Genomic DNA, 20320 nt, shown 5'->3' with positions numbered 1-20320 from the left:
CCCCGCTCGCGCCTTCGCACGGCACTTCAGCGGGGAAGCGAGGGCACGGGTGGGGACCGACACCGTGCGGACGGACGCGGCCGACGACGCCGCGGGACGGCGGCGCGAGCAGCGCGGCTGGTACTTCTACGACTGGGCGTGCTCCGTCTACTCGACGAGCGTGCTCACCGTGTTCCTCGGCCCCTATCTGACGTCGGTCGCCAAGTCGGCCGCGGACGCCGACGGCTATGTCCACCCCCTGGGCGTCCCGGTGCGGGCCGGGTCCTTCTTCGCGTACTCGGTGTCCCTGTCGGTGATCGTGGCCGTCCTGGTGATGCCCCTGGTGGGCGCCGCCGCCGACCGCACGGGACGCAAGAAGCCGCTCCTGGCTGCCGCCGCCTACACGGGAGCCGTGGCGACGACGGGCATGTTCTTCCTGGACGGCGACCGCTATCTGCTCGGCGGCGTGCTGCTGGTCGTGGCGAACGCCGCGCAGTCGGTCGCGATGATGCTCTACAACTCCTACCTCCCGCAGATCGCCCCGCCCGAGGAGCGCGACGCGGTCTCCTCCCGGGGCTGGGCCTTCGGCTACGCGGCGGGCTCCCTGGTCCTGATCGCCGACCTGGTTCTCTATCTCGCCCACGACACCTTCGGCGTCTCCGAGACCACGGCCGTGCGCATCTGTCTGGCCTCGGCCGGTCTGTGGTGGGGCGCCTTCACGCTCGTCCCGCTCCGACGACTGCGCGACCGCCGCTCCACCGCGCGTGAGGCCGCCCTGCCCGGGCTGCGCCAGCTCGCGGCGACCGTCCGCGACATGCGCCGCCATCCCCTGACCCTCGCCTTCCTGCTGGCCTACCTCGTCTACAACGACGGCATCCAGACGGTGATCTCCCAGGCATCGGTCTACGGCTCCGAGGAGCTGGGCCTCGGCCAGTCCACCCTGATCGCCGCGGTACTGCTGGTCCAGGTGCTGGCGGTGGCGGGCGCCCTGGGGATGGGGCTGCTGGCCCGGCGCTATGGAGCCAAGCGCACGATCCTCGGCTCGCTGGTGGCGTGGACGGTGACGCTGGGGGCGGGGTACTTCCTGCCGGCCGGGGCGCCGGTCTGGTTCTTCGTGCTGGCGGCCGGGATCGGGCTCGTGCTCGGCGGCAGCCAGGCCCTGTCCCGCTCACTGTTCTCGCATCTCGTGCCGCCCGGCAAGGAGGCCGAGTACTTCTCGGCGTACGAGGTGAGCGACCGCGGGATGAGCTGGCTCGGTCCCCTGCTGTTCGGTCTCACCTACCAGCTGACCGGAAGTTATCGCGACGCGATCATCTCGCTGGTGGCCTTCTTCGCCGTGGGGTTCGTGCTGCTCGCGCGGGTGCCCGTGCGGCGGGCGATCGGCGACGCGGGCAACCCCGTACCCGAAAGGATTTAGCACTCAAGGCGAAAGCGCTGTAGTGTACGCGTTTGGCCTGCCAGACGTACCGTTACTGCGCGTCAAAGATGACGAAACGCTGGGTGACATCTGCTAGCAGGCGTGACAAACCGGGCGACGGTGGGTACTGCACTGGTTGACAAGGCTGCGGCTACGACGGCGACGCATGACCCGGAACGGGACACGGGACGGGAATCTTTACCGCCGACCGGACGTTGACCGGATGACGACGACAGCGACACCTGTCCTGTGGGCGACAAGCCCGGGAGGCACGATTCATGAGTGAGCGAGCTCTTCGCGGCACGCGCCTCGTGGTGACCAGCTACGAGACGGACCGCGGCATCGACCTGGCCCCGCGCCAGGCCGTGGAGTACGCATGCGAGAAGGGGCACCGCTTCGAGATGCCCTTCTCGGTCGAGGCGGAGATCCCGCCGGAGTGGGAGTGCAAGGTCTGCGGAGCGCCTGCACTCCTCGTGGACGGCGACGGCCCTGAGGAGAAGAAGGCCAAGCCCGCGCGTACGCATTGGGACATGTTGATGGAGCGGCGCACCCGCGAGGAACTCGAAGAGGTCCTCGAGGAGCGGCTGGCCGTTCTGCGCTCCGGTGCGATGAACCTCGCGGTTCATCCCCGGGACAGCCGCAAGTCCGCGTAGCGGGAGGCCGCGAGCAACGCACCAGTGACCGTGGGCGCCGTACGTCGATCGCACGTACGGCGCCCGCGGTCGTCAGCTTGCCCGCAACCGGCATGACCGCAATCGCTGAGACCCTCCCACCCGAAGCCGGGTGGGAGGGTCTCAGCATGCTCGCCCGCAAGCCGGGCAGCGGACGCCTCAGCGCGTGAGCGGCGGCTTGGGCTCCTGCGGGGCGTCCCCCTGGGCTCCCGGCTCGTCGCGGATGACCTCGCCCTGGACGACCTTGCCGTCGGGGCGGTGGATGCGGGCCTGCTGGAAGGCGTCACCCAGGCCCCCCGAGGCGGCCTCACGGAGCTTGCGGTCCACCGTGCGTTCCGCGTAGCGGCCGACGGCCTTCTGGACCGGCGGGATCAGCAGGAACAGGCCCACGGCGTCCGAGATCAGACCCGGGATCATCAGCAGCAGGCCGCCGAGCATCATCAGCCCGTTGCCCCCGCCGCTCGACGGGGAGCCACCGCGCTGGAGCGCCTCGTTCAGGTTCTGGAAGGCACGCCGGCCCGCTCGCTTGATGACGACCGATCCGAGCACGAACCCGGCGAGCAGCAGCAGGAAGGCCACGAAACCGCTCGCCGCACCCGCGACCACGGTGAGCAGCCAGATCTCCAGCACCAGCCACGCGGCGATGCCCAGCGGCAGGAAGGTGCGCACACGGGAACGCCGGGGCCGGGTGGAGAAGGAAGGGGTCGAAGCGCCTGTCGTCATGCCCCCAGTGTGCCCGGACCCGGCTCAGCACGACATAAGGGGTGTGAGCTCGTACGGCTACTGCTGCGGCCCCTGCTTCGGCTTGTCCTTGCTCCCGATCCTGCCGACCCGCTCCCCCACACCCCACGCCGTGACCCGCCACAGCGCCTCCACGAGGATGTCGCGGCTCATCTTGGAGTCGCCGAGTTCACGCTCGACGAACGTGATGGGCACCTCGACCACGTGGAAGCCGCCTTTGACCGCGCGCCGGGCCAGGTCGACCTGGAAGCAGTAGCCCTGGGAGGAGACCTCTTCGAGGCCCAGTCCCTCCAGGGTCTCGCGGCGGAAGGCGCGGTAGCCGCCCGTGATGTCGCGCAGCGGCAGGTCGAGCGCGATCCGCGAATAGAGGCTGCCGCCGCGGGAGATGACCTCACGGGACTTCGGCCAGTTCACGACCCGGCCGCCCGGCACCCAGCGGGAGCCGAGGACGAGGTCCGCGCCCTTGAGGGCGGTCAGCAGGCGGGGCAGTTCCTCCGGCTGGTGGGAGCCGTCGGCGTCCATCTCGATCAGCACGCCGTAGCCCTCGTCCAGGCCCCACCGGAAGCCCGCGAGGTAGGCGGCGCCGAGGCCTTCCTTGCCCTTGCGGTGCAGTACGTGGACCTGGTCGTCCTCGGCGGCCAGCTCGTCGGCGAGCTTGCCGGTGCCGTCGGGGCTGTTGTCGTCGGCGACCAGAACGTGGGCGTCGGGGACCGCCTTGCGCACCCGGCCGACGATGGCCTTGATGTTCTCCGCCTCGTTGTAGGTCGGGATGATCACCAAGGCCGTGCCGAGCGGGCCGAACTGCCTCCCCCGGTCCTGTGCCGCGAGGGTCCCGTCGCCGTCGTTCACTGCTGCCCCTTCGTGTCCGTACGCACAGGACCACCATAGTGGGCACAGCCTGCGGGGACGCGACAAAACGTTCGTATGGTGGTGTCGTTTCCACAAGACCGGGGTAAGAGTGCACTTTTCGCGTTGTATGAGTGCTGCGGATGGGGGCCCGGCGCCCTTCGGGCCGACCTGGGGCCCGCTGGCTGCGGGTCGACCGAAAGCCGTTGTCTACTGAGCACCCGGGCCCCACCCGGGTCACACCTCCCTGACCGGCCAAAACGCTCCCTCGCTGCGGGGCGGGCGCTGTGCCTGGCTCCCAGTGACGGTGCCCCGGTGCGGCACACCGCCCCTGACCCAGCGGCGCCGCGGCGAGTGGGCGGACGTTCCCCGGTCGGGCGTCCGGTGGTGGACCCGGCCGAACCTACCGGCCCCCCGCCGCCGCCTGTCAACAGCAACTTGACCTGCGGGTATGCGATCAAAGCCCTGGTCAGCGCAGAGGATGCGCAGGTCGCGCGACGGCGCGGCGGTGAGTGATCACCGCCGCGCCACCCCGGTAGATCACTCGCCCGGCCGTACGAACACCGTCCGTCCGCCCACCACGGTGCGCAGGCAGACCGGGAGGTCGTGGCCCGGGGTCAGATCGGGCAGTCCGGGGGTGCCGGAGCGGGGGTCGGTGGACCAGCGGGCGACCCGGTCGTCGGGCGCCTGGACCACGAGCGCGTCGGTGCGCCACACGGCGTAGTCGGCGGGCGCGCCGGGCACCAGGGCCCCCGCGTCGTCGCGTCCCACGGCCCGCCAGCCGCCGCGCGTGTGCGCGGTGAACGCGGCGCGGACGGAGACGCGGTGCTCCGGGGTGCGGTGGAAGGCCGCCGCGCGGACGGTGCCCCACGGGTCCAGGGGCGTGACCGGGCTGTCGGAGCCGAAGGCGAGCGGGACGCCGGCGCGCAGGAGCGCCGCGAAGGGGTTGAGGGTGCGGGCCCGGGCCGCGCCGAGGCGCTGGGCGTACATGCCGTCCTCGCCGCCCCACAGCGCGTCGAAGGCGGGCTGGACGGACGCGGTGAGACCGAGCTCGGCGAAGGCCGCGACGGTGTCCGGGGTGAGCATCTCGGCGTGCTCGACGCGGTGCCGGGCGGCGCGGATGCGAGCCAGGCCGACCTTGTCGGCGGCGGCCCGTACGCCCTCGACGACGGCGGTCACCGCGGCGTCGCCGATGGCGTGGAAGCCCGCCTGGAGGCCCTCCTCGGTGCAGGCGACGACGTGGGCGGCGACCTCGGCGGCGTCCAGGTAGGCGGTGCCGGAGTGGTCGGCGTCGGCGTACGGCTCGTGCAGGCAGGCGGTGTGCGAGCCGAGGGCGCCGTCGACGAAGAGGTCCCCGGCGGCGCCGGACGCGCCCAGTTCCCTCGCCTTGCGCACGTTCCGCTCGGCCCAGTAGCCGACGACCCGCGGGCCGGGCTCGTCGGCGGCGAGGCGCAGCAGGCCCGTGAAGTCGTCCTCGGAGGAGATCTGCGGGCCGGCGCACTCGTGGACGGAGCCGATGCCCAGGGAGGCGGCATGCGCGAGGGCGGCCCGCTGGGCCTCGGTACGTTGTTGCGTCGTCACAGCCGCGAAGGCGGAGGCGCGTACGGCATGGTGGGCGCCGCGGGTGAGAGGGCCGTCCGCGTCCGGGGCGCCCGGGGGGCCGTCCGGCGTGCCGAGGCCCGGGGTCATGTCGAGCAGGGCCGTCGTCACGACCGCCGAGTGGACGTCGATGCGGGAGAGGTACAGGGGACGGCCGCCCGTGGCCTCGTCGAGCTCGGCGCGCGTCGGGGGGCGGCCGCCGGGCCAGCGGGCGGCGTCCCAACCGTGTCCGAGCAGGACGCGGTCCTGCGGGCGGGCGGCGGCGAAGTCCCGTACGCGGGCGAGGGCCGCGTCCAGGGAGGGGGCGTCGGACAGGTCCAGGCCGGCCAGGGCGAGGCCGGTTGCGGTGGTGTGCACGTGGGCGTCGGTGAACGCGGGGGTGACGAGGGCGCCGTCCAGGTCGATCACCTCGTCGACCCCGTCCGCGAAGGCGTCGGCGGCGCCTTCCGATCCGACCCAGGCGACTTGTCCTCGTTCCACGACCATCGCGGTTGCGAAGGGGTCGGCGGGGCTGTGGACCTCTCCTCGACGGAGGAGGACGGTGGTCGGGTCGGGGGTGCGTTCACTCATGACGGACAGTTTCTCGTGCCACGGCGCGCGTGCTGCACTTGGGCCACGACTGTGCGGCACCCGGCGCTGTCGGACTGCAGGGGCCCACCGCGAAGGCGGCCCGCGGTAGCCCCGCCCGCCGGCGGTCGTCGGCCCCTAGATGCGCGGCGGCCTGGCCTCGTACGGCGTGGAGAGGACCACCGTCGTCCGCGTCGACACCCCCGCCAGCGTCCGCAGCCGGGCCAGCAGCTCCTCCAGCTCGTGGGGGGTGGAGACGCGGACCTTGAGGATGTAGTTCTCGTCGCCGGCGACGCTGTGGCAGGCCTCGATCTCGGGGACGCCGGCGAGGCGGTCCGCGATGTCGTCGGGGGCGCTGGGGTCGAACGGTTTCACCGAGATGAAGGCCGTCATGGGCAGCCCGACGGCCTCGGGGTCGACGACCGCGGCATACCCGCGGATGACGCCCCGCTGCTCCAGCCGGCGCACCCGCTGGTGCACGGCCGACGTGGACAGGCCCGTGGCCTTGCCCAGGTCGGTGTAACTCATCCGCCCGTCCTTGACGAGCAGCTGCACGATCTGTCGGTCCAGCTCCTCCATGGCGCAAGAACCTACAGTGCGTCTGATCTCATCGGATACCTCAGCGCCCCAGGTCATACCCGGTTTGTGATGTGGCCGAGAGCCGCCTGTGAGCCAACCGAGGGACAAAGCGGTCGCCCGGGGCACCTGCGACTGGCATGTGACGAACGCCACAGTCCTCGAAAAGGCTTCGTGATGTTCTCGTGATTACCGCCGAGACGGGACGGGAAGTGCTTGCTGTGGTCGAGGCCGCAGCAGCCTTCACGGCCCACCCGAGGGGGAGAAACCCATGCAGAGTCTTGAGCGCCCTGGTCGCACCGTGCCCAAGCGCCCGCAGTTGGTCGTCGAGCCCACGCCGGAGGGCGTCGAACCCGACGACTTCGACGGCGAGGAACTGGACGCGTACGACACCTTCGAGATGTACCGGGTGGTCTGCCCGGACTGCGCGCAGCCCATCGCGCTGCTGGCGGACGAGGAGGTCCTGCCGGAGCACGCGCTGTGCGCCTCGCCGTGGAACCCCTTCGGGCTCACGGTCTGCGCCGGTACGGGACGCCGGGCGTCCGACGCCCGGCCCGCGGACGAGTCCGCGGAACCCCAGGAGCAGGACACCGCCCTGCTGTTGACGCTCCCTCAGGGGCTCGACTGGCGGACCCAGCCCTTCTCGCACGTCGGCGGCCCGGGCTCGCGCCCCATGCGGGTGCCGGCGATGCGGCGCCAGGCCGCCTGAACCGGCCCGCCCACCCCCAGTAGCTGCCCCGCACCACAGCACGCAGGCTGCCGTGGTGCGGGATCAGTGTGTCCGGTCCGGCCGCCGACAACGGTGATCGCGGACGCCAACTCCCCTACGGGGCAGACGAGTCGACGCCCGAGAAGCCGCTCGGGTCGTGGCGTCCGAACGAGCCGTGCTCGAAGATGCCGTAGCCGGTCCGACCGTCCAGGCGGAAGCGGGCGGCGTGGTCGGTGACGCCGTACGCGGCCACGGGGTGCGGTTGCGTGAGGTCGTAGGCGCGGCGGTCGGCCCGGCCGGGGCCACGCCAAGTGCCGTGCTGCCAGCCGTCGGACGGCGGGTGACCGGCGCCCGGGGCGAGCGGGGAGGAGGTGAGGATCTCCGCCTCCAGCGCCAGCGGTTTGCGGACGTCGCCGAGGTGGACGAGGGCGCGTTCGGGGTGCCGGGTGCCGGAGCGGTAGGTGATCTCCGCCTGGGGCCAGCCGAGTTGGCGGTCACGGTGGCCCGGGCGGACGAGGGTCGCGTCGTTGAGCGAACGGTGGCCGTCCGCGTCCTCCTGGATGATGACCATCAGGAAGCGGTCGTCGAAGCGGACCGGGCACCAGATCCAGTGGCAGCCCTCGGTCGGATGGTCCTGCGCGATCCGTCCGCCGTCCTCGCCGGGGACGGGCCGCACTCCCCAACTGCGGTTGCGGGTACCGGTCCACGCGCCGGGCTTGAGGCGGATCCGCTCTTTGCCCACCTGGATCCATCCGACGCAGCGGCCGGCCTGCACGAACCGCTTGCCCTCCACAGTGAGCCGCCCACCGCGCCGCTGCTGCTGGGGCGGCTCCCACAGCGCCGGGAAGTCCGCCGACCACTGGATCTCGTACGACAGTCCGTCCGGGTCGTCCGGGTCCGCCGCGCAGCTCAGGACGAAGTCCCGCAGCGGCCGCTCGACGGTGGTGCGCAGCGGGCCCACCTCGAGCCGCATCCGGTCGTCGCCGAGCGCGTCCGAGGCCCGTACCGCGTGCAGGGTGTCCCCGACGCGGAGGGTCGCGTAGGCGTCGATCACCCCGAGGTTCGGGTACACACCGAGCCCGGTGACCAGCAGGGCGCGGCCCTCGTGGTCGAAGACGTGGAAGACGGAACGGTCGTGGGCGTTCCGGTCGCCGGTCGCCACGTGCCTCATCGACAGGGGCACCTGGTGCACGGGGTACTCGTCGAGGGGTACGGGGCGGTCGTCGGACACCTGCAAGACAATCCTCCCTGGATGAACGGGAGTTGACAGTACGTCAGGCGGGCGCCCGCTCACCAGGTACGGGTTCGGACATCCATGGGCTCGATGCGGACGTCCCCGGGCCCAACGCGGGCCACCGCTGAACTCACGCCCGATTCCACGGACCGGTGACCTGTCCGCCCGTCGCCGCGTTGTCCCGGTATGACCCCCGTTCATCTGATGCAGGGGCGGCACCGGGCCTTCGTGCCGCCGCCCGTGGGATCGGTGCAGTCGGCCTCTTCACAGTCCCAGGACCCGCCGATCTACCGCGATCTGATGCGCGCCTGGGCCGACCGGGGCCGCACACTGCCGGGCCGCCACGACCCGGAGTGGGTCAGGCTGGCGGCCCCGCAGGTCATGCTGGGGCAGTTCAGCGGGTCTCGGGGCCCGCTAGGTGACGGGCGATGACCATCCGCTGGATCTGGTTGGTGCCCTCGACGATCTGGAGCACCTTCGCCTCACGCATGTAGCGCTCGGCCGGGAAGTCGGCGGTGTAGCCGTACCCGCCGAGGATCTGGACGGCGTCGATGGTGACCTTCATCGCGGTGTCGGTGCAGTGCAGCTTCGCCATGGCCGCCTGCTTGGCGAAGGGCCGCCCGGCGTCGCGCAGCCGCGCCGCCGCCAGGTACAGGGCCCGGCCCGCCTCGACCTGGGTCGCCATGTCGGCGAGCATGAACCGCAGCCCCTGGAAGTCCGAGATCGGCCGCCCGAACTGCTTGCGCCCGCTCGCGTACGACACGGCCTCGTCGAGCGCGGCCTGGGCCACACCGATCGCACAGGCCGCTATGCCGAGCCGCCCGGAGTCGAGCGCGGCCAGGGCGATGGCGAAGCCCTGGCCCTCCTCACCGAGGCGCCGGTCGTCGGAGATCCGTACTCCGTCGAAGTGGACCTGCGCGGTGGGCGAGCCCTTCATGCCCATCTTCTTCTCCGGCGCCGCGGCGCTCAGGCCCTCGGCGTCGCCGGGCACGAGGAACGCGGTGATCCCGCGGGAGCCCTCCTCGCCGGTGCGGGCCATGACGGTGTAGAAGTCGGCGACCCCTCCGTGCGTGATCCATGCCTTGGTGCCGGTGATCACCCAGTCTTCGCCATCTCGGACGGCCTTCGTCCGCAGGGAGGCGGCGTCCGAACCGGAGGATGGCTCGGAAAGGCAGTAAGCGCCGAGCAGACCGCCGCCGAGCATCGCGGGCAGATGCTCGACCTGCTGCTCCTTGGTGCCGTAGGCGGCGAGCGCGTAGGAGGCGAGGGTGTGGACGCTGACGCCGAGGCCGACGGTGAGGCGGGCGGCGGCAAGCTCCTCCAGGACCTGGAGGTAGACCTCGTACGGCTGGTCGCCGCCGCCGTACTCGGAGTCGTAGGGCAGGCCGAGGAGCCCGGATTCGGACAGAAGAGTGAAGGTCTCGCGCGGGAAGCGTCCGGCGTCTTCCTCCTCGGCCGCGTTCGGGGCGATCTCGCGCTGCGCGATGTCGCGGACGAGCGAGATCAGATCCCGGGCCTCCTCCGTGGGCAGCTGACGGTCCACCGGCTGCGGGGCGCGGTCGGGCATGGCGACGCTCTCCTCCCTGTCGGGCGCATCGGCGGACGTGCGCCGTAGGTTGGGGCGGCTCCGCCGGGTCTCACTGAGTGCCGGCCGAGGCCCGCGCTCCCGGGTCACGGAAGCGGCTGACCAGCGGCTCTGCGCTGTGAGTATGCCCGATCGCCCCGGGCAAGTCACTTGTTAACGACCGCTTACTTCAAGAAAATCCCAGAGCTCTGGAATCGGCCACCGGGATTGGTCCGAACCATTGACTTGACTGGTCTAGTCCTCCTACTCTCTCGGCCACTGCTTGACCGCGTCATGCCAATCGGCGCGCGTTCCCCTCACCCCCACGAGGAGACACCCGATGCAGACTCGCCACCGTCCCCGCGCCCTCTTCCGGGCGCTCGTCTCCGCAGCGTGTTGCGCCGTCCTCGGCGCCGGGCTGCTGGCCGGCGCGGGAACCGCCACGGCCGAGCCGACACGGAAGGAAGCCGCCGGTTCCAAGGTCGTCGGCTACTTCACGGAATGGGGCACCTACGACCGCAAGTACTACGTCAAGAACATCGAGACGTCCGGCTCGGCGGCCCGGCTCACCCACATCAACTACGCCTTCGGCAACGTCACCGGCGGCAAGTGCGCGATGGGCGACTCCTATGCGGCGACCGAGCGCACCTACACGGCGGCCGAGTCCGTGGACGGCGTCGCCGACACCTGGGACCAGCCGCTGCGCGGCAACTTCAACCAGCTGCGTGAGCTGAAGAAGAAGCACCCCGGCCTCAAGGTCCTTTGGTCGTTCGGCGGCTGGACCTGGTCCAGCGGCTTCGGCGAGGCCGCGAGGAACCCGGCCGCGTTCGCCCAGTCCTGCTACGACCTGGTCGAGAACTCGAAGTGGGCCGACGTCTTCGACGGCATCGACATCGACTGGGAGTACCCGAACGCCTGCGGCAACACCTGCGACACCAGCGGCAAGGCAGCCTTCAGGAACCTCATGGCCGCGGTGCGCGCCAAGTTCGGTGCCGGCAACCTCGTCACCGCGGCGATCACCGCCGACGCCACGCCCGGCGGCAAGATCGACGCGGCGGACTACGCGGGCGCGGCGCAGTACGTGAACTGGTACAACCCGATGACGTACGACTTCTTCGGCGCCTGGGACGCGACCGGCCCGACGGCCCCGCACTCCCCGCTCAACTCCTACTCCGGCATCCCGAAGGCGGGCTACTACACCTCGGCGACCATCGCCAAGCTCAAGGGCCTCGGCATCCCGGCCTCGAAGCTGCTGCTCGGCATCGGCTTCTACGGCCGTGGCTGGACCGGCGTGACCCGGTCGGCGCCCGGCGGCACCGCGACCGGCCCGGCGGCGGGGACGTACGAGCAGGGCATCGAGGACTACAAGGTACTGAGGACGAAGTGCCCGGCCACGGGGACGGTGGCCGGCACGGCGTACGCCAAGTGCGGCTCCGACTGGTGGAGTTACGACACCCCGGCGACCATCGGGACCAAGATGACGTACAAGAACCAGCAGGGCCTGGGCGGGACGTTCTTCTGGGAGCTGAGCGGCGACACGGCGGGCGGTGAGCTGATCAGGGCGATCAACTAGCCCGGCCCACCGGGGACTTGGGGCGGAGGACCACGAGCCTCCGCCCCTTGGGTCAGCCGTCCCGGCGGGCGGGCTCGGGGGTCGGGTAGGCGGGGTCGAGCTCCTGGATGGCGCGCATGGTGCCGCCCAGGGTCCTCACCAGGAGTTCGCGCATGGTGTCCCGGGACAGTTCGGGGCGGTCGATCCAGTCGAGGGTGGCGCCCTCGACGCTGCACACCCAGCCCAGCAGACCCATCCGGGCCAGCGGCGCGATGTCGCTGCGGCCGTACGCGCCGTCGGCGATGGTCGCGACGATCGCCTCGCGCACCCCGTCCCGGATGGCGTGCACCTCGGTGTCGAAGCCGACGCCCCCGCTGACGATCGTGCGGTACGCGGCCTGGTTGTGCTCGGCGTAGCGCAGATAACTGTCGATCGTGCGGTGGACGCGGTCCACGGCGGCCAGCTGGAGGCCGCTCGACGCGAAGGTGACCAGGTCGGCGACGGAGTCCTGGATGATCGCGAGGTAGTAGCCGCGCTTGGACTGGAAGTAGTAGTAGATCAGCCCCTTGGCGACATGCGCCTGCCGGGCGATGTCATCCATGGAGAGCGCGTCGTACGACGTGTCGGCGAACAACTTCCGCCCGATGGAAATGAGTTCGGTACGGCGCGCCAGCGAGCGCTCGGTGCCGCGCGGCCGGGGGCGGGCAGCGTCACGCTGTTGACTGATATTCAATTTCGACCCTGGTCTTCCAACGGGCGGCGGGACATCCGCAGTATGGCAGGTCGGATCGAGAGTCAGGTCACAGCAGCCCCAGTTGCACCACGAGCATCGCGACGACCACGACGAGGGTCCAGCCCATGACGTGCTCGAGGACCTTCGGGCCGTCCTCCTGAGGGCCTCCGGTACGGGTACGCGGGGTGTTGGCTGCGTGTGCGCTCATGGATCTTCTCGCTGAGGTCGTACGTGCGGCGGACTCCCCCACCGGGCTGTCCACCTTGCCACCATCAGAGGCTTTTGCGGCAGAGACGTTGGTCACAGGGCCCCGGAAATGAGCCGGACCGGGGCCCTGCGGGATCAGCGGACGCCCACCGCCGCGAGGGCCCTGCGCTGGCGCGCGGTGGGGTGGGCCGGGAAGTAGAGGTAGCAGACGCCGCCGGTGCCGGAGACGACCTTGCCACTGGCGTTGTACCGCTTGGTCCGCAACCAGATGTTCTCCCACTCCCGGCGCTTGTAGACCCGGCGGACCGCCTCGTCGCTCGGCGCGGCCGGATCGTTGGCGATCACGTCACCGTCGGCCGTGAAGCCGATCACGGTCATCAGATGGCCGGAGGTGCCGTACCCCGCTCCCGTGAGCTCCTCCTTGAGGAAGGACTGGGACGTTATGGCCGGGACACCGGCCGCGATCAGCGTCTCCAGGTCGGTGAGGGACCCGAGCCGGGTGACCACGCCCTGCAGCCCCTTGAAGGTGGCCGCGTAGGCGGCGTTGAACGGCCAGTTCCCGCAGCCCGCGTACTGGTGGTCGTAGGTGAACCGGGCCGCGTGGCACACCTGCGGGTCGGCGTACGAGGGATCGACCCAGGTCAGCTGCTCCGGGGTGAGCCGGCCACCCCAGTACTCGACGATCATCTGCGAGGACGTGGGGCTGCACCAGGCCTCACCGCCGTTGTCGTACTCCGGGTACTGGCCCGCGTGGATCTCCTGCGAGTAGCGCGGGACGAGAAGTTCGTGTGCGAGGCCGGGCACGGAGGCCGGGACGGTGAAGCGGTCGGGGACGTCGGAGCCCATCGCGCCGAGCCGCCAGACGGTCGGGGTGAGCTTCGTGCCGGGCTTGCGGTAGAGCGTGAGCCGCAGCCGGTACGAGGCCAGCCGCAGCCCGGTCGCCGGGTCGTCGATCGCGAAGGTGTCCGTCCAGACGGTGCTCTTGCCGTCGGTCTGGTCGTCGACGGAGGTCCGCTTGATGTCCTGGTCGCCGGCGGCCCAGCGGCCCATCACGTACCACGGGGTGTTCGTGCCGTCGGAGTACGTCCCCGTGAGCTCGACCTGGAGCCAGGTGCCGGCCGGGGTGCGCGCGCTCCAGGAGGCGATCGCCTCGGTGGCGGGGGCGGAGAGCCGGTGGACGGGGGATGTCCAGGTCGCGTACTCCCAGGCGGCGGTCCTGCCGGTGTGCGGGTCGGTGTACTCGGTGGTGCCGGCGGGGGCGCCGATCTCCAGGCCGGGACGGGTGCCGGCGACGACGCGGGCGCCCTTGGCGGTGCCGCCACGCCAGTCGGTGTACGTGATCCAGGCGCGGTAGTCGACGTCGCGGGCCGGGGTGTGGGCGGGAGTGGCGGCGGAGTCGGTCACGGCGTCGGGTGGGGTGCCGGGTGCGGCGTCGGGCGCGGTGCCCGCGGTGGTGTCGGGCGTGGTGGCGGCCACCGCCGGGCCTGCGCCACCTGTCACCGCGGCGGCGACCGCGACGGCCAGGACGGTTCTGCGGGACGGCTGTTCGGCTCTGCTCATGGGCGGAAGACCCCCAGGTGTCCGAGTCGGGGCAGGTCCATTGCACGGCTGTGGGCCCACTATGGCCGCAGCGACCTGCTCCTGCCAGCACTTCGGAACACGGCGCGGCGAGCAACATGGGTCTCGGCCAATGGCGTGAGCCGCTGCCGTGAAGTGGCACGACCCGAGACCCGCGCGTGAGCCCGCGCCCCTAAAATCCACCCGCCCGCCCCACCGCACCCCAGGGAACCATCATCGACACCCTCGTCTCCCGGCTCCGCCGGCTCCCCCCGTCCTGCGGACCGGTCCGCCTGATCGGCGTCGACGGGCACGCCGGATCCGGAAAGAGCACGTTCGCCGGGGAGTTGGCTCGGGAGCTGGGCGACGCGCCGGTGCTCCACCTCGACGACATCGCCAGCCACGACGAACTGTTCGCGTGGGATGCGCGCCTGCTGGCCCAGGTGATCGAGCCACTCGGCCGCGGCGAGACGGCGCTCTACTCCCCCTACGACTGGCGTGCCCGCCGCTTCGGTGCCGAGCGGGCGCTCCCGCCGGCCCCCTTCATCGTGATCGAGGGGGTCGGAGCCGGACGGCGGACCCTGCGGCCGCATCTCGCACAGTTGCTGTGGATGGAGATGCCGCCGGAGGAGTCCTGGGAGCGGGGGCGCTCGCGGGACGGGGAGGAGCAGCGCGCGTTCTGGGCGGGCTGGGTCCGCGCGGAGCGGCGGCACTTCGCCGAAGACCCCTCCCGACCCCACGCCGATCTTCTGGTACGGCAGTTGAGGGAGGGATACGAGGTACTCCCGGGGCCTGCTGGGACCGTTGGACCGGACCTGGAAATCACAGACCGTGACGACCCACCCGCATTGTGGTGAACCTGTGAAGGGACTTGCCGGACAACTTGCAGGAGTGCTTCAACTCGGCTTGACCGGGGGGCCGTACAGGACTTACGTTCTCAATGTGCGGCAATCGAAGCCGCCCACAGACGCGAAGCCCCCGGTTGTTCCCCCGTGATCGGGGGCTTCGTTCTGTCCGCGTCCGGTTTTCCGGGCGCCGCGAGGCGCAATTCGCTCACCCTCGGTCACCGCGCCGCACGCGCCCCGTCTGCTCCCACCTCGCCGAACGACCCTGCACGCCACCCTTCGGCGGGCGACGCCCCACGGGTACGATGCCCTCGGTGCGACCTACGGACGGCTGCTGCGCGCACTGTTGCAACTCCGGTCCGCGGTACGGCGGTTCGATCAAGGCGGCCCGACGGGCGACGGCCCGGCGGTCAACCGACGGGGCACGGTTTGTGGGGGACGTCATGGACTTCGGCACGCAAGGCCCCGAGGCCCCGGCCGACCTCGCCTGGCTGCGAGGTGTGGACGCCTACACGATGGGCGCCTATCCGCAGGCGGAAGAGGAGTTCCGCACCGCGGTGCGGATCGATCCCGGGATGGCCGACGGCTGGCTCGGCCTGCACGCGCTGCGCGTCGACACGACGACCGCGCTGCTGCGGATGTTCCGCCACCGGGACCGCTTCGGCGAACAGCGCACCCGGCACCGCCGCACGCTCAACTCCTGGTACTGGCTGGGCTGGTGGGTGCAGCCCGTCCTGGAGAGCCCGCGCGACCTGCTGCTCGCGCACGCCTCGCACTGGCTGGACGGCCGCCACGTACCCGAGCTGGACCGGGCGCTCGCCGGTCTGCCGCCGGTGGACACCGACCACCAGGTCCGCTTCCTGCACGCCTGCCGCGCCTACCTGGTCAAGGACTGGGAGCAGCTCGTCCGGCACACCGACCCACTGCTCGACGACCCGCTGCTCGGTATCGAGGCCGGCCTGTTCGGCGGCATGGCCCGGGTCCGGCTGGAGACGTACGGGCAGGCCGAACCCCTCCTGTCGGCGGCCCTGATGCGCTGCCGCAGCGAGCAGCCGCAGCGCAAGGAGCTGCGCTACTGGCTGGCCCGGGCGCACGAGGGCACGGGCCGCAGCGCGGCGGCGCTGCCGCTCTACCGTGCCGTGCACCGCGTCGACCCCGCCTTCATGGACACCTCGGCCCGGCTCGCGGCGATCGCCGAGGGCGACGGCTACGACGACACCGCCGGCCTCGCCGCGATCACGCTCACCGGAGTCGGTCAGGACAGCGTGGACGGGCCGGACACGCTGGACCCGCTCTTCGGCACCGAGGGGCGCGATCTGAGGCTCCCCGACGCCGACCTCCCGCCGACCACTCCCCTGCCGTCGGTCACCGATCCGGCCGTACGCGAGAAGACGGTCGTGTCGTCGGCGCTTCCCGCCGGGCCCACCGATCCGGAGCTACTGGAGGATGCGCTCGCCGAGCTGGAGCGCATGGTGGGGCTGGAACCGGTGAAACGCCAGGTCAAGGCCCTGTCGGCGCAGTTGAACATGGCGCGGCTGCGGGCCGGGCAGGGGCTGCCGGTGCAGCCGCCCAAGCGCCACTTCGTCTTCTCCGGTCCCTCGGGCACCGGCAAGACCACGGTGGCCCGCATCCTCGGCCGCGTCTTCTACGCCCTCGGTCTGCTCGGCGGCGACCATCTCGTGGAGGCCCAGCGGGCCGACCTCGTCGGCGAGTACCTCGGCCAGACCGCAGTGAAGGCCAACGAGCTGATCGACTCCGCGCTCGGCGGGGTCCTCTTCGTCGACGAGGCGTACTCGCTCTCCAACTCCGGGTACGGCAAGGGGGACGCGTACGGCGACGAGGCGCTCCAGGTGCTGCTCAAGCGGGCCGAGGACAACCGCGATCATCTGGTCGTGATCCTCGCCGGCTACCCGGAGGGCATGGACCGGCTGCTCGCCGCGAACCCCGGACTGTCCTCCCGCTTCACGACACGCGTCGACTTTCCGTCGTACCGGCCTCTCGAACTCACGTCGATCGGCGAGGTGCTCGCCGCGGAGAACGGGGACGTGTGGGACGAGGAGGCCCTCGACGAGCTGCGCTCCATCGCGGGGCATGTCGTCGAGCAGGGGTGGCTCGACGAGTTGGGCAACGGGCGGTTCCTGCGGACGCTGTACGAGAAGAGCTGCGCGTACCGGGATCTGCGGTTGTCGACCTACCCGGGGTCGCTGACCCGGGACGACCTGTCGACTCTGCGGTTGCCGGATCTGATGCAGGCGTACGGAGAGGTGCTGTCGGGGCGGGGGCCGCAGGATCCGTCGGCGATGTGAGCCCACCCGGCTGCGGGCATGCATGCCGCCTGGGGCGGCACGGGTGGGCGCAGCGGCACCCCGCCGGCGCGGGCGAGCGGAAGCCCACCCGCCCGCGCCGGCGCAGGGCACCGTCTCAGCCCGCCAGCGCCCCCTCCGGCTCCCCGCTCACCCGGGGCTCCGTCACCCGTACCTCAGGCGTCTCCCGGTGCGCCGGATCCCGCACCTCGCCGACCAGCAGCTCCAGTACGTCCTCCAGCGCGACCAGCCCGAGCACCTTCCCGGAAGCGTCGGCCACCTGCGCGAGGTGCGTGGCGGCACGGCGCATCACCGTCAGCGCGTCGTCGAGCGGCAGTTCCGACCTGAGCGTCGTCATCGGCCGCCAGATCTGCTGCGGCACCGCACGCTCGGAGTCCTCCAGGTCGAGTACGTCCTTCACGTGCAGGTAGCCCATGAAAGCGCCGTTCTCCGCCGCGACGGGGAAGCGGGAGTACCCGGTGCGGGCGGTGAGCGCGACGATCTGCCCCGGGGTGACCGAGGGGCTCACGGTGACCAGGGACTCGCGCCCGAGCAGGACGTCCGTCACCGGTCGGGAGCCCAGCTCCAGGGCGTCCTCCAGACGCTCCTGTTCCTCGGGGTCGAGCAGTCCGGCCTGGCCGGAGTCCTCCACCAGGCGGTTGAGCTGTTCGCTGGTGAAGACGGCCTCGACCTCGTCCTTCGGTTCGACGCGGAAGAGCCGCAGGATGCCCTGCGCGCAGGCGCCGAGGGCCACGGTGATCGGCCGGCAGACACGCGCGAACGCGACCAGGCCGGGGCTGAGCCACACCGCGGCCTTCTCCGGCGCAGCCATCGCGAGGTTCTTCGGGACCATCTCGCCGATGACGAGGTGGAAGAAGACCACGGCGGCCAACGCGATCACATAACCCAGCGGGTGGATCATGCCGTGCGGGAGGTGGATCCACTCGAAGACCGGCTCCAGCAGGTGCGCCACCGTCGGCTCGGCGACGGCGCCCAGGGTCAGCGAACAGATCGTGATGCCGAACTGGGCCGCCGCCATCATCTGCGGCAGGCGCTCCAGGCCGTAGAGGACCTGGCGGGCGCGTGCGGTGCCGAGGGGTTCGATCTGGCTGCGGCGGACGGAGACGAGCGCGAACTCGGCGCCGACGAAGAACCCGTTGGCTAGCACGAGCAGCGCGGCGAAGAGGAGTTGGAGCACGCTCATCGGGCGGCCTCCACCACGACGGGGGACGTCCTGACCAGCCGGACCCGCTCGGCGCGGTAGTGGCCGATCTGGCGGACGGTGAGCCGCCAGCCGGGCAGCTCGGCCCGGTCTCCGACGGCAGGGATGCGGCCGAGCAGGTCGGCGACCAGGCCTGCGACGGTCTCGTACGGCCCTTCGGGCACGTCGAGGCCTATGCGCTGGAGGATGTCGACGCGGCAGCTGCCGTCGGCGTCCCAGGCGAGCCTGCCGTCCTCGGGCGGGACGGCGGCGAGTTCGGGGACGTCCTGGCCGTCGTGCTCGTCGCGGACCTCGCCGACGATCTCCTCGACGATGTCCTCCAGGGTCACGACACCGGCCGTGCCGCCGTACTCGTCGACGACGACCGCGATGGGCTGCTCGCTGCGCAGCCGCGCCAGCAGGGGCTGGACCGGGAGCGTCTCGGGGACGAGCAGCGCGGGCCGGGCGATGTGGTCGACGGGGGTGCGCAGCCGTTCGTGCACGGGGACGGCCAGGGCGTCCTTGAGGTGGGCCATGCCGACGATCTCGTCGATCTTCTCGCGGTAGACGGGGAAGCGGGACAGGCCGGTGGCACGGGTCAGGTTGACCACGTCCTCGGCGGTCGCCGACGACTGGAGCGCGCTGACCTTCACGCGCGGGGTCATGACGTGCTGCGCGGTCAGCTCGGCCAGGGACAGCGTCCGCACGAAGAGGTCGGCGGTGTCCTGTTCGAGAGCGCCGGCCTGGGCCGAGTGCCGGGCCAGGGAAACCAGTTCGTCCGGGGTGCGGGCGGAGGCCAGCTCCGCGGTCGGCTCCACGCCCATGGCCCGCACCAGGCGGTTCGCGACGGCGTTGAGGCCGGCGATGACCGGTCGGAACAGACGTGCGAAGGCGTGCTGCGGGCCGGCGACGAAGCGGGCGACCTGGAGGGGCCGCGACACCGCCCAGTTCTTGGGCACGAGTTCGCCGACCACCATCTGGACGGCCGAGGCCAGCAGCATGCCGACGGCCACGGCGACACCGGAGACGGCACCCTCGGGGATGCCGATGGCGGTGAAGGGGCCGTGCAGCAGCTCCGCGAGCGCCGGTTCGGCGAGCATGCCGACGACGAGGGAGGTGATGGTGATGCCGAGCTGGGTGCCGGAGAGCTGGAACGACAGCTCCTTGAGCGACTCGACGACCGTACGGGCCCGCTTGTCGCCCTCGGCTGCGGCCCTCTCGGCGTCCGGGCGGTCGACCGTCACCAGGCCGAACTCGGCGGCCACGAAGAAGCCGTTGGCGAGGATGAGCAGGAAAGCGGCTGCCAGGAGCAGCAGGGGCATGGTCATGATGCCGCCGCCTCCGCGTGGGCGCGGACATGGTCCGCGCTCTGTCGGGAGGGGGCGGCGCAGGTACTACAGGACGATCCGTCCATCGCCGGAGAGGGTCACTCCTCGGATAGCAGGAACCCCTGTGCGCCGGGCGGCACGACAGGAGGTGGAGGCGCGGGAAAGCGCCTCCACCCACCAGATTAATCAAGACACCCGCCCGAGCGGCAGGGTGGACGGCCCCGAGTCAGCCCCGATGTTGCTCGGGGTCCTGGATGGAGCGGGCCTCGGCGAGGGCGCGCAGCGTCCGCGCGTCCTCGATGGCGCGCTGCCTGGCGATGCCTGGCTGGATGCCGAGCGCGGGCAGGCTGGTGCCGTCGCTGAGGTTGAGGAACACCCAGGGGTCACCCGGTCGGAGGTTCACCTGAAGGATTTCAGCCCAGGCCAGGCGCCTTTTGCCGGCGATGTTCACGACGGTGACGCCTGACTCGTCGGCGACGACCTTCACCCGCGCGAGCATGGCCAGCACTCCGAAGATGAGGGCCCCGGTGAAGATGAAGCTGAGGCGCTCCCCCGGGCCGAGCTGCTCGAGGAGCAGCGCGATGGCGGAGATCACCACGAAGATCGCGGCCCCGGCGGTGAGCAGGACCACACGGGTGCGGCCCGGCCGGAAAGTGACGGGCAGGGTGGGCAGATCGGACATCGGTGTACG

Annotated in this window: 18 protein-coding genes; 6 read left to right on the top strand and 12 right to left on the bottom strand. The window is 71.4% G+C overall.

Features of this window, described 5'->3' with window-relative positions; translation table 11 throughout:
- Nucleotides 1-49 precede the first annotated feature (49 nt).
- Entirely contained in the window at nucleotides 50-1396 is a 1347-nt protein-coding gene (locus ACFYWX_RS40900; RefSeq protein WP_389430212.1) for an MFS transporter, read from the top strand.
- A 278-nt stretch (nucleotides 1397-1674) separates the two neighbouring features.
- Complete coding sequence (locus tag ACFYWX_RS40895) at nucleotides 1675-2049, top strand: RNA polymerase-binding protein RbpA (RefSeq protein WP_020128921.1); 375 nt, start codon at nucleotides 1675-1677, stop codon at nucleotides 2047-2049.
- A 177-nt stretch (nucleotides 2050-2226) separates the two neighbouring features.
- Here ACFYWX_RS40895 and fxsA read toward each other — a convergent pair whose 3' ends face one another.
- The 4 genes from fxsA to ACFYWX_RS40875 form a co-directional block, all read right to left on the bottom strand.
- The gene (fxsA, locus tag ACFYWX_RS40890) at nucleotides 2227-2790 is read right to left on the bottom strand and encodes an FxsA family membrane protein (protein ID WP_389430210.1); all 564 of its coding nucleotides are present in this window, start codon (nucleotides 2788-2790) and stop codon (nucleotides 2227-2229) included.
- A gap of 57 nt (nucleotides 2791-2847) precedes the next feature.
- The gene (locus ACFYWX_RS40885) at nucleotides 2848-3657 is read right to left on the bottom strand and encodes a polyprenol monophosphomannose synthase (RefSeq protein ID WP_389430209.1); all 810 of its coding nucleotides are present in this window, start codon (nucleotides 3655-3657) and stop codon (nucleotides 2848-2850) included.
- 537 nt (nucleotides 3658-4194) lie between these two features.
- Complete coding sequence (locus ACFYWX_RS40880) at nucleotides 4195-5823, bottom strand: amidohydrolase (RefSeq protein ID WP_389430207.1); 1629 nt, start codon at nucleotides 5821-5823, stop codon at nucleotides 4195-4197.
- Nucleotides 5824-5958: 135 nt separating this feature from the next.
- Nucleotides 5959-6399, bottom strand: coding sequence for an Lrp/AsnC family transcriptional regulator (locus tag ACFYWX_RS40875; protein ID WP_037670872.1), 441 nt, complete (start codon nucleotides 6397-6399; stop codon nucleotides 5959-5961).
- 268 nt (nucleotides 6400-6667) lie between these two features.
- Here ACFYWX_RS40875 and ACFYWX_RS40870 point away from each other — a divergent pair, with 268 nt between their 5' ends.
- On the top strand, nucleotides 6668-7105 hold the full coding sequence (locus ACFYWX_RS40870) for a hypothetical protein (RefSeq protein WP_389430206.1): 438 nt from the start codon (nucleotides 6668-6670) through the stop codon (nucleotides 7103-7105).
- A 115-nt stretch (nucleotides 7106-7220) separates the two neighbouring features.
- On the opposite strand, the gene ACFYWX_RS40865 is transcribed toward ACFYWX_RS40870, so the two are convergent.
- Nucleotides 7221-8336, bottom strand: coding sequence for a hypothetical protein (locus tag ACFYWX_RS40865; protein WP_389430263.1), 1116 nt, complete (start codon nucleotides 8334-8336; stop codon nucleotides 7221-7223).
- A gap of 397 nt (nucleotides 8337-8733) precedes the next feature.
- Nucleotides 8734-9906: an acyl-CoA dehydrogenase family protein gene (locus ACFYWX_RS40860; protein WP_389430205.1), complete on the bottom strand. Its 1173-nt coding sequence runs from the start codon at nucleotides 9904-9906 to the stop codon at nucleotides 8734-8736.
- A 337-nt stretch (nucleotides 9907-10243) separates the two neighbouring features.
- On the opposite strand from ACFYWX_RS40860, the gene ACFYWX_RS40855 reads away from it, so the two are divergent.
- Nucleotides 10244-11476 (top strand): glycoside hydrolase family 18 protein, encoded by a 1233-nt coding sequence (locus ACFYWX_RS40855; RefSeq protein ID WP_389430204.1) that lies wholly within the window; start codon nucleotides 10244-10246, stop codon nucleotides 11474-11476.
- A 52-nt stretch (nucleotides 11477-11528) separates the two neighbouring features.
- On the opposite strand, the gene ACFYWX_RS40850 is transcribed toward ACFYWX_RS40855, so the two are convergent.
- From ACFYWX_RS40850 to ACFYWX_RS40840, 3 genes are all read right to left on the bottom strand, one after another.
- The gene (locus ACFYWX_RS40850; protein ID WP_389430203.1) at nucleotides 11529-12188 is read right to left on the bottom strand and encodes a TetR/AcrR family transcriptional regulator; all 660 of its coding nucleotides are present in this window, start codon (nucleotides 12186-12188) and stop codon (nucleotides 11529-11531) included.
- A 67-nt stretch (nucleotides 12189-12255) separates the two neighbouring features.
- Entirely contained in the window at nucleotides 12256-12396 is a 141-nt protein-coding gene (locus ACFYWX_RS40845; RefSeq protein ID WP_389430201.1) for an SCO1431 family membrane protein, read from the bottom strand.
- A 134-nt stretch (nucleotides 12397-12530) separates the two neighbouring features.
- Nucleotides 12531-13955: a peptidase C39 family protein gene (locus ACFYWX_RS40840; protein WP_389430200.1), complete on the bottom strand. Its 1425-nt coding sequence runs from the start codon at nucleotides 13953-13955 to the stop codon at nucleotides 12531-12533.
- A 233-nt stretch (nucleotides 13956-14188) separates the two neighbouring features.
- On the opposite strand from ACFYWX_RS40840, the gene ACFYWX_RS40835 reads away from it, so the two are divergent.
- Both ACFYWX_RS40835 and ACFYWX_RS40830 read left to right on the top strand, forming a co-directional pair.
- The gene (locus tag ACFYWX_RS40835) at nucleotides 14189-14809 is read left to right on the top strand and encodes a uridine kinase (RefSeq protein ID WP_389430262.1); all 621 of its coding nucleotides are present in this window, start codon (nucleotides 14189-14191) and stop codon (nucleotides 14807-14809) included.
- Between the two features lie 431 nt (nucleotides 14810-15240).
- The gene (locus ACFYWX_RS40830; protein ID WP_389430199.1) at nucleotides 15241-17103 is read left to right on the top strand and encodes an AAA family ATPase; all 1863 of its coding nucleotides are present in this window, start codon (nucleotides 15241-15243) and stop codon (nucleotides 17101-17103) included.
- Between the two features lie 115 nt (nucleotides 17104-17218).
- On the opposite strand, the gene ACFYWX_RS40825 is transcribed toward ACFYWX_RS40830, so the two are convergent.
- The 3 genes from ACFYWX_RS40825 to ACFYWX_RS40815 form a co-directional block, all read right to left on the bottom strand.
- Complete coding sequence (locus tag ACFYWX_RS40825; protein ID WP_389430198.1) at nucleotides 17219-18304, bottom strand: hemolysin family protein; 1086 nt, start codon at nucleotides 18302-18304, stop codon at nucleotides 17219-17221.
- Nucleotides 18301-19629: a hemolysin family protein gene (locus ACFYWX_RS40820; protein ID WP_389430197.1), complete on the bottom strand. Its 1329-nt coding sequence runs from the start codon at nucleotides 19627-19629 to the stop codon at nucleotides 18301-18303. Before ACFYWX_RS40820 ends, ACFYWX_RS40825 begins: the two co-directional genes overlap by 4 nt.
- A gap of 226 nt (nucleotides 19630-19855) precedes the next feature.
- The gene (locus ACFYWX_RS40815) at nucleotides 19856-20311 is read right to left on the bottom strand and encodes a PH domain-containing protein (RefSeq protein WP_389430196.1); all 456 of its coding nucleotides are present in this window, start codon (nucleotides 20309-20311) and stop codon (nucleotides 19856-19858) included.
- Nucleotides 20312-20320 lie beyond the last annotated feature (9 nt).

Source organism: Streptomyces sp. NPDC002888, from assembly GCF_042888465.1.
Lineage (GTDB): Bacteria > Actinomycetota > Actinomycetes > Streptomycetales > Streptomycetaceae > Streptomyces.
Note: the sequence above shows the minus strand (reverse complement) of the source record. Positions and strands in the feature narration are given on the sequence as shown.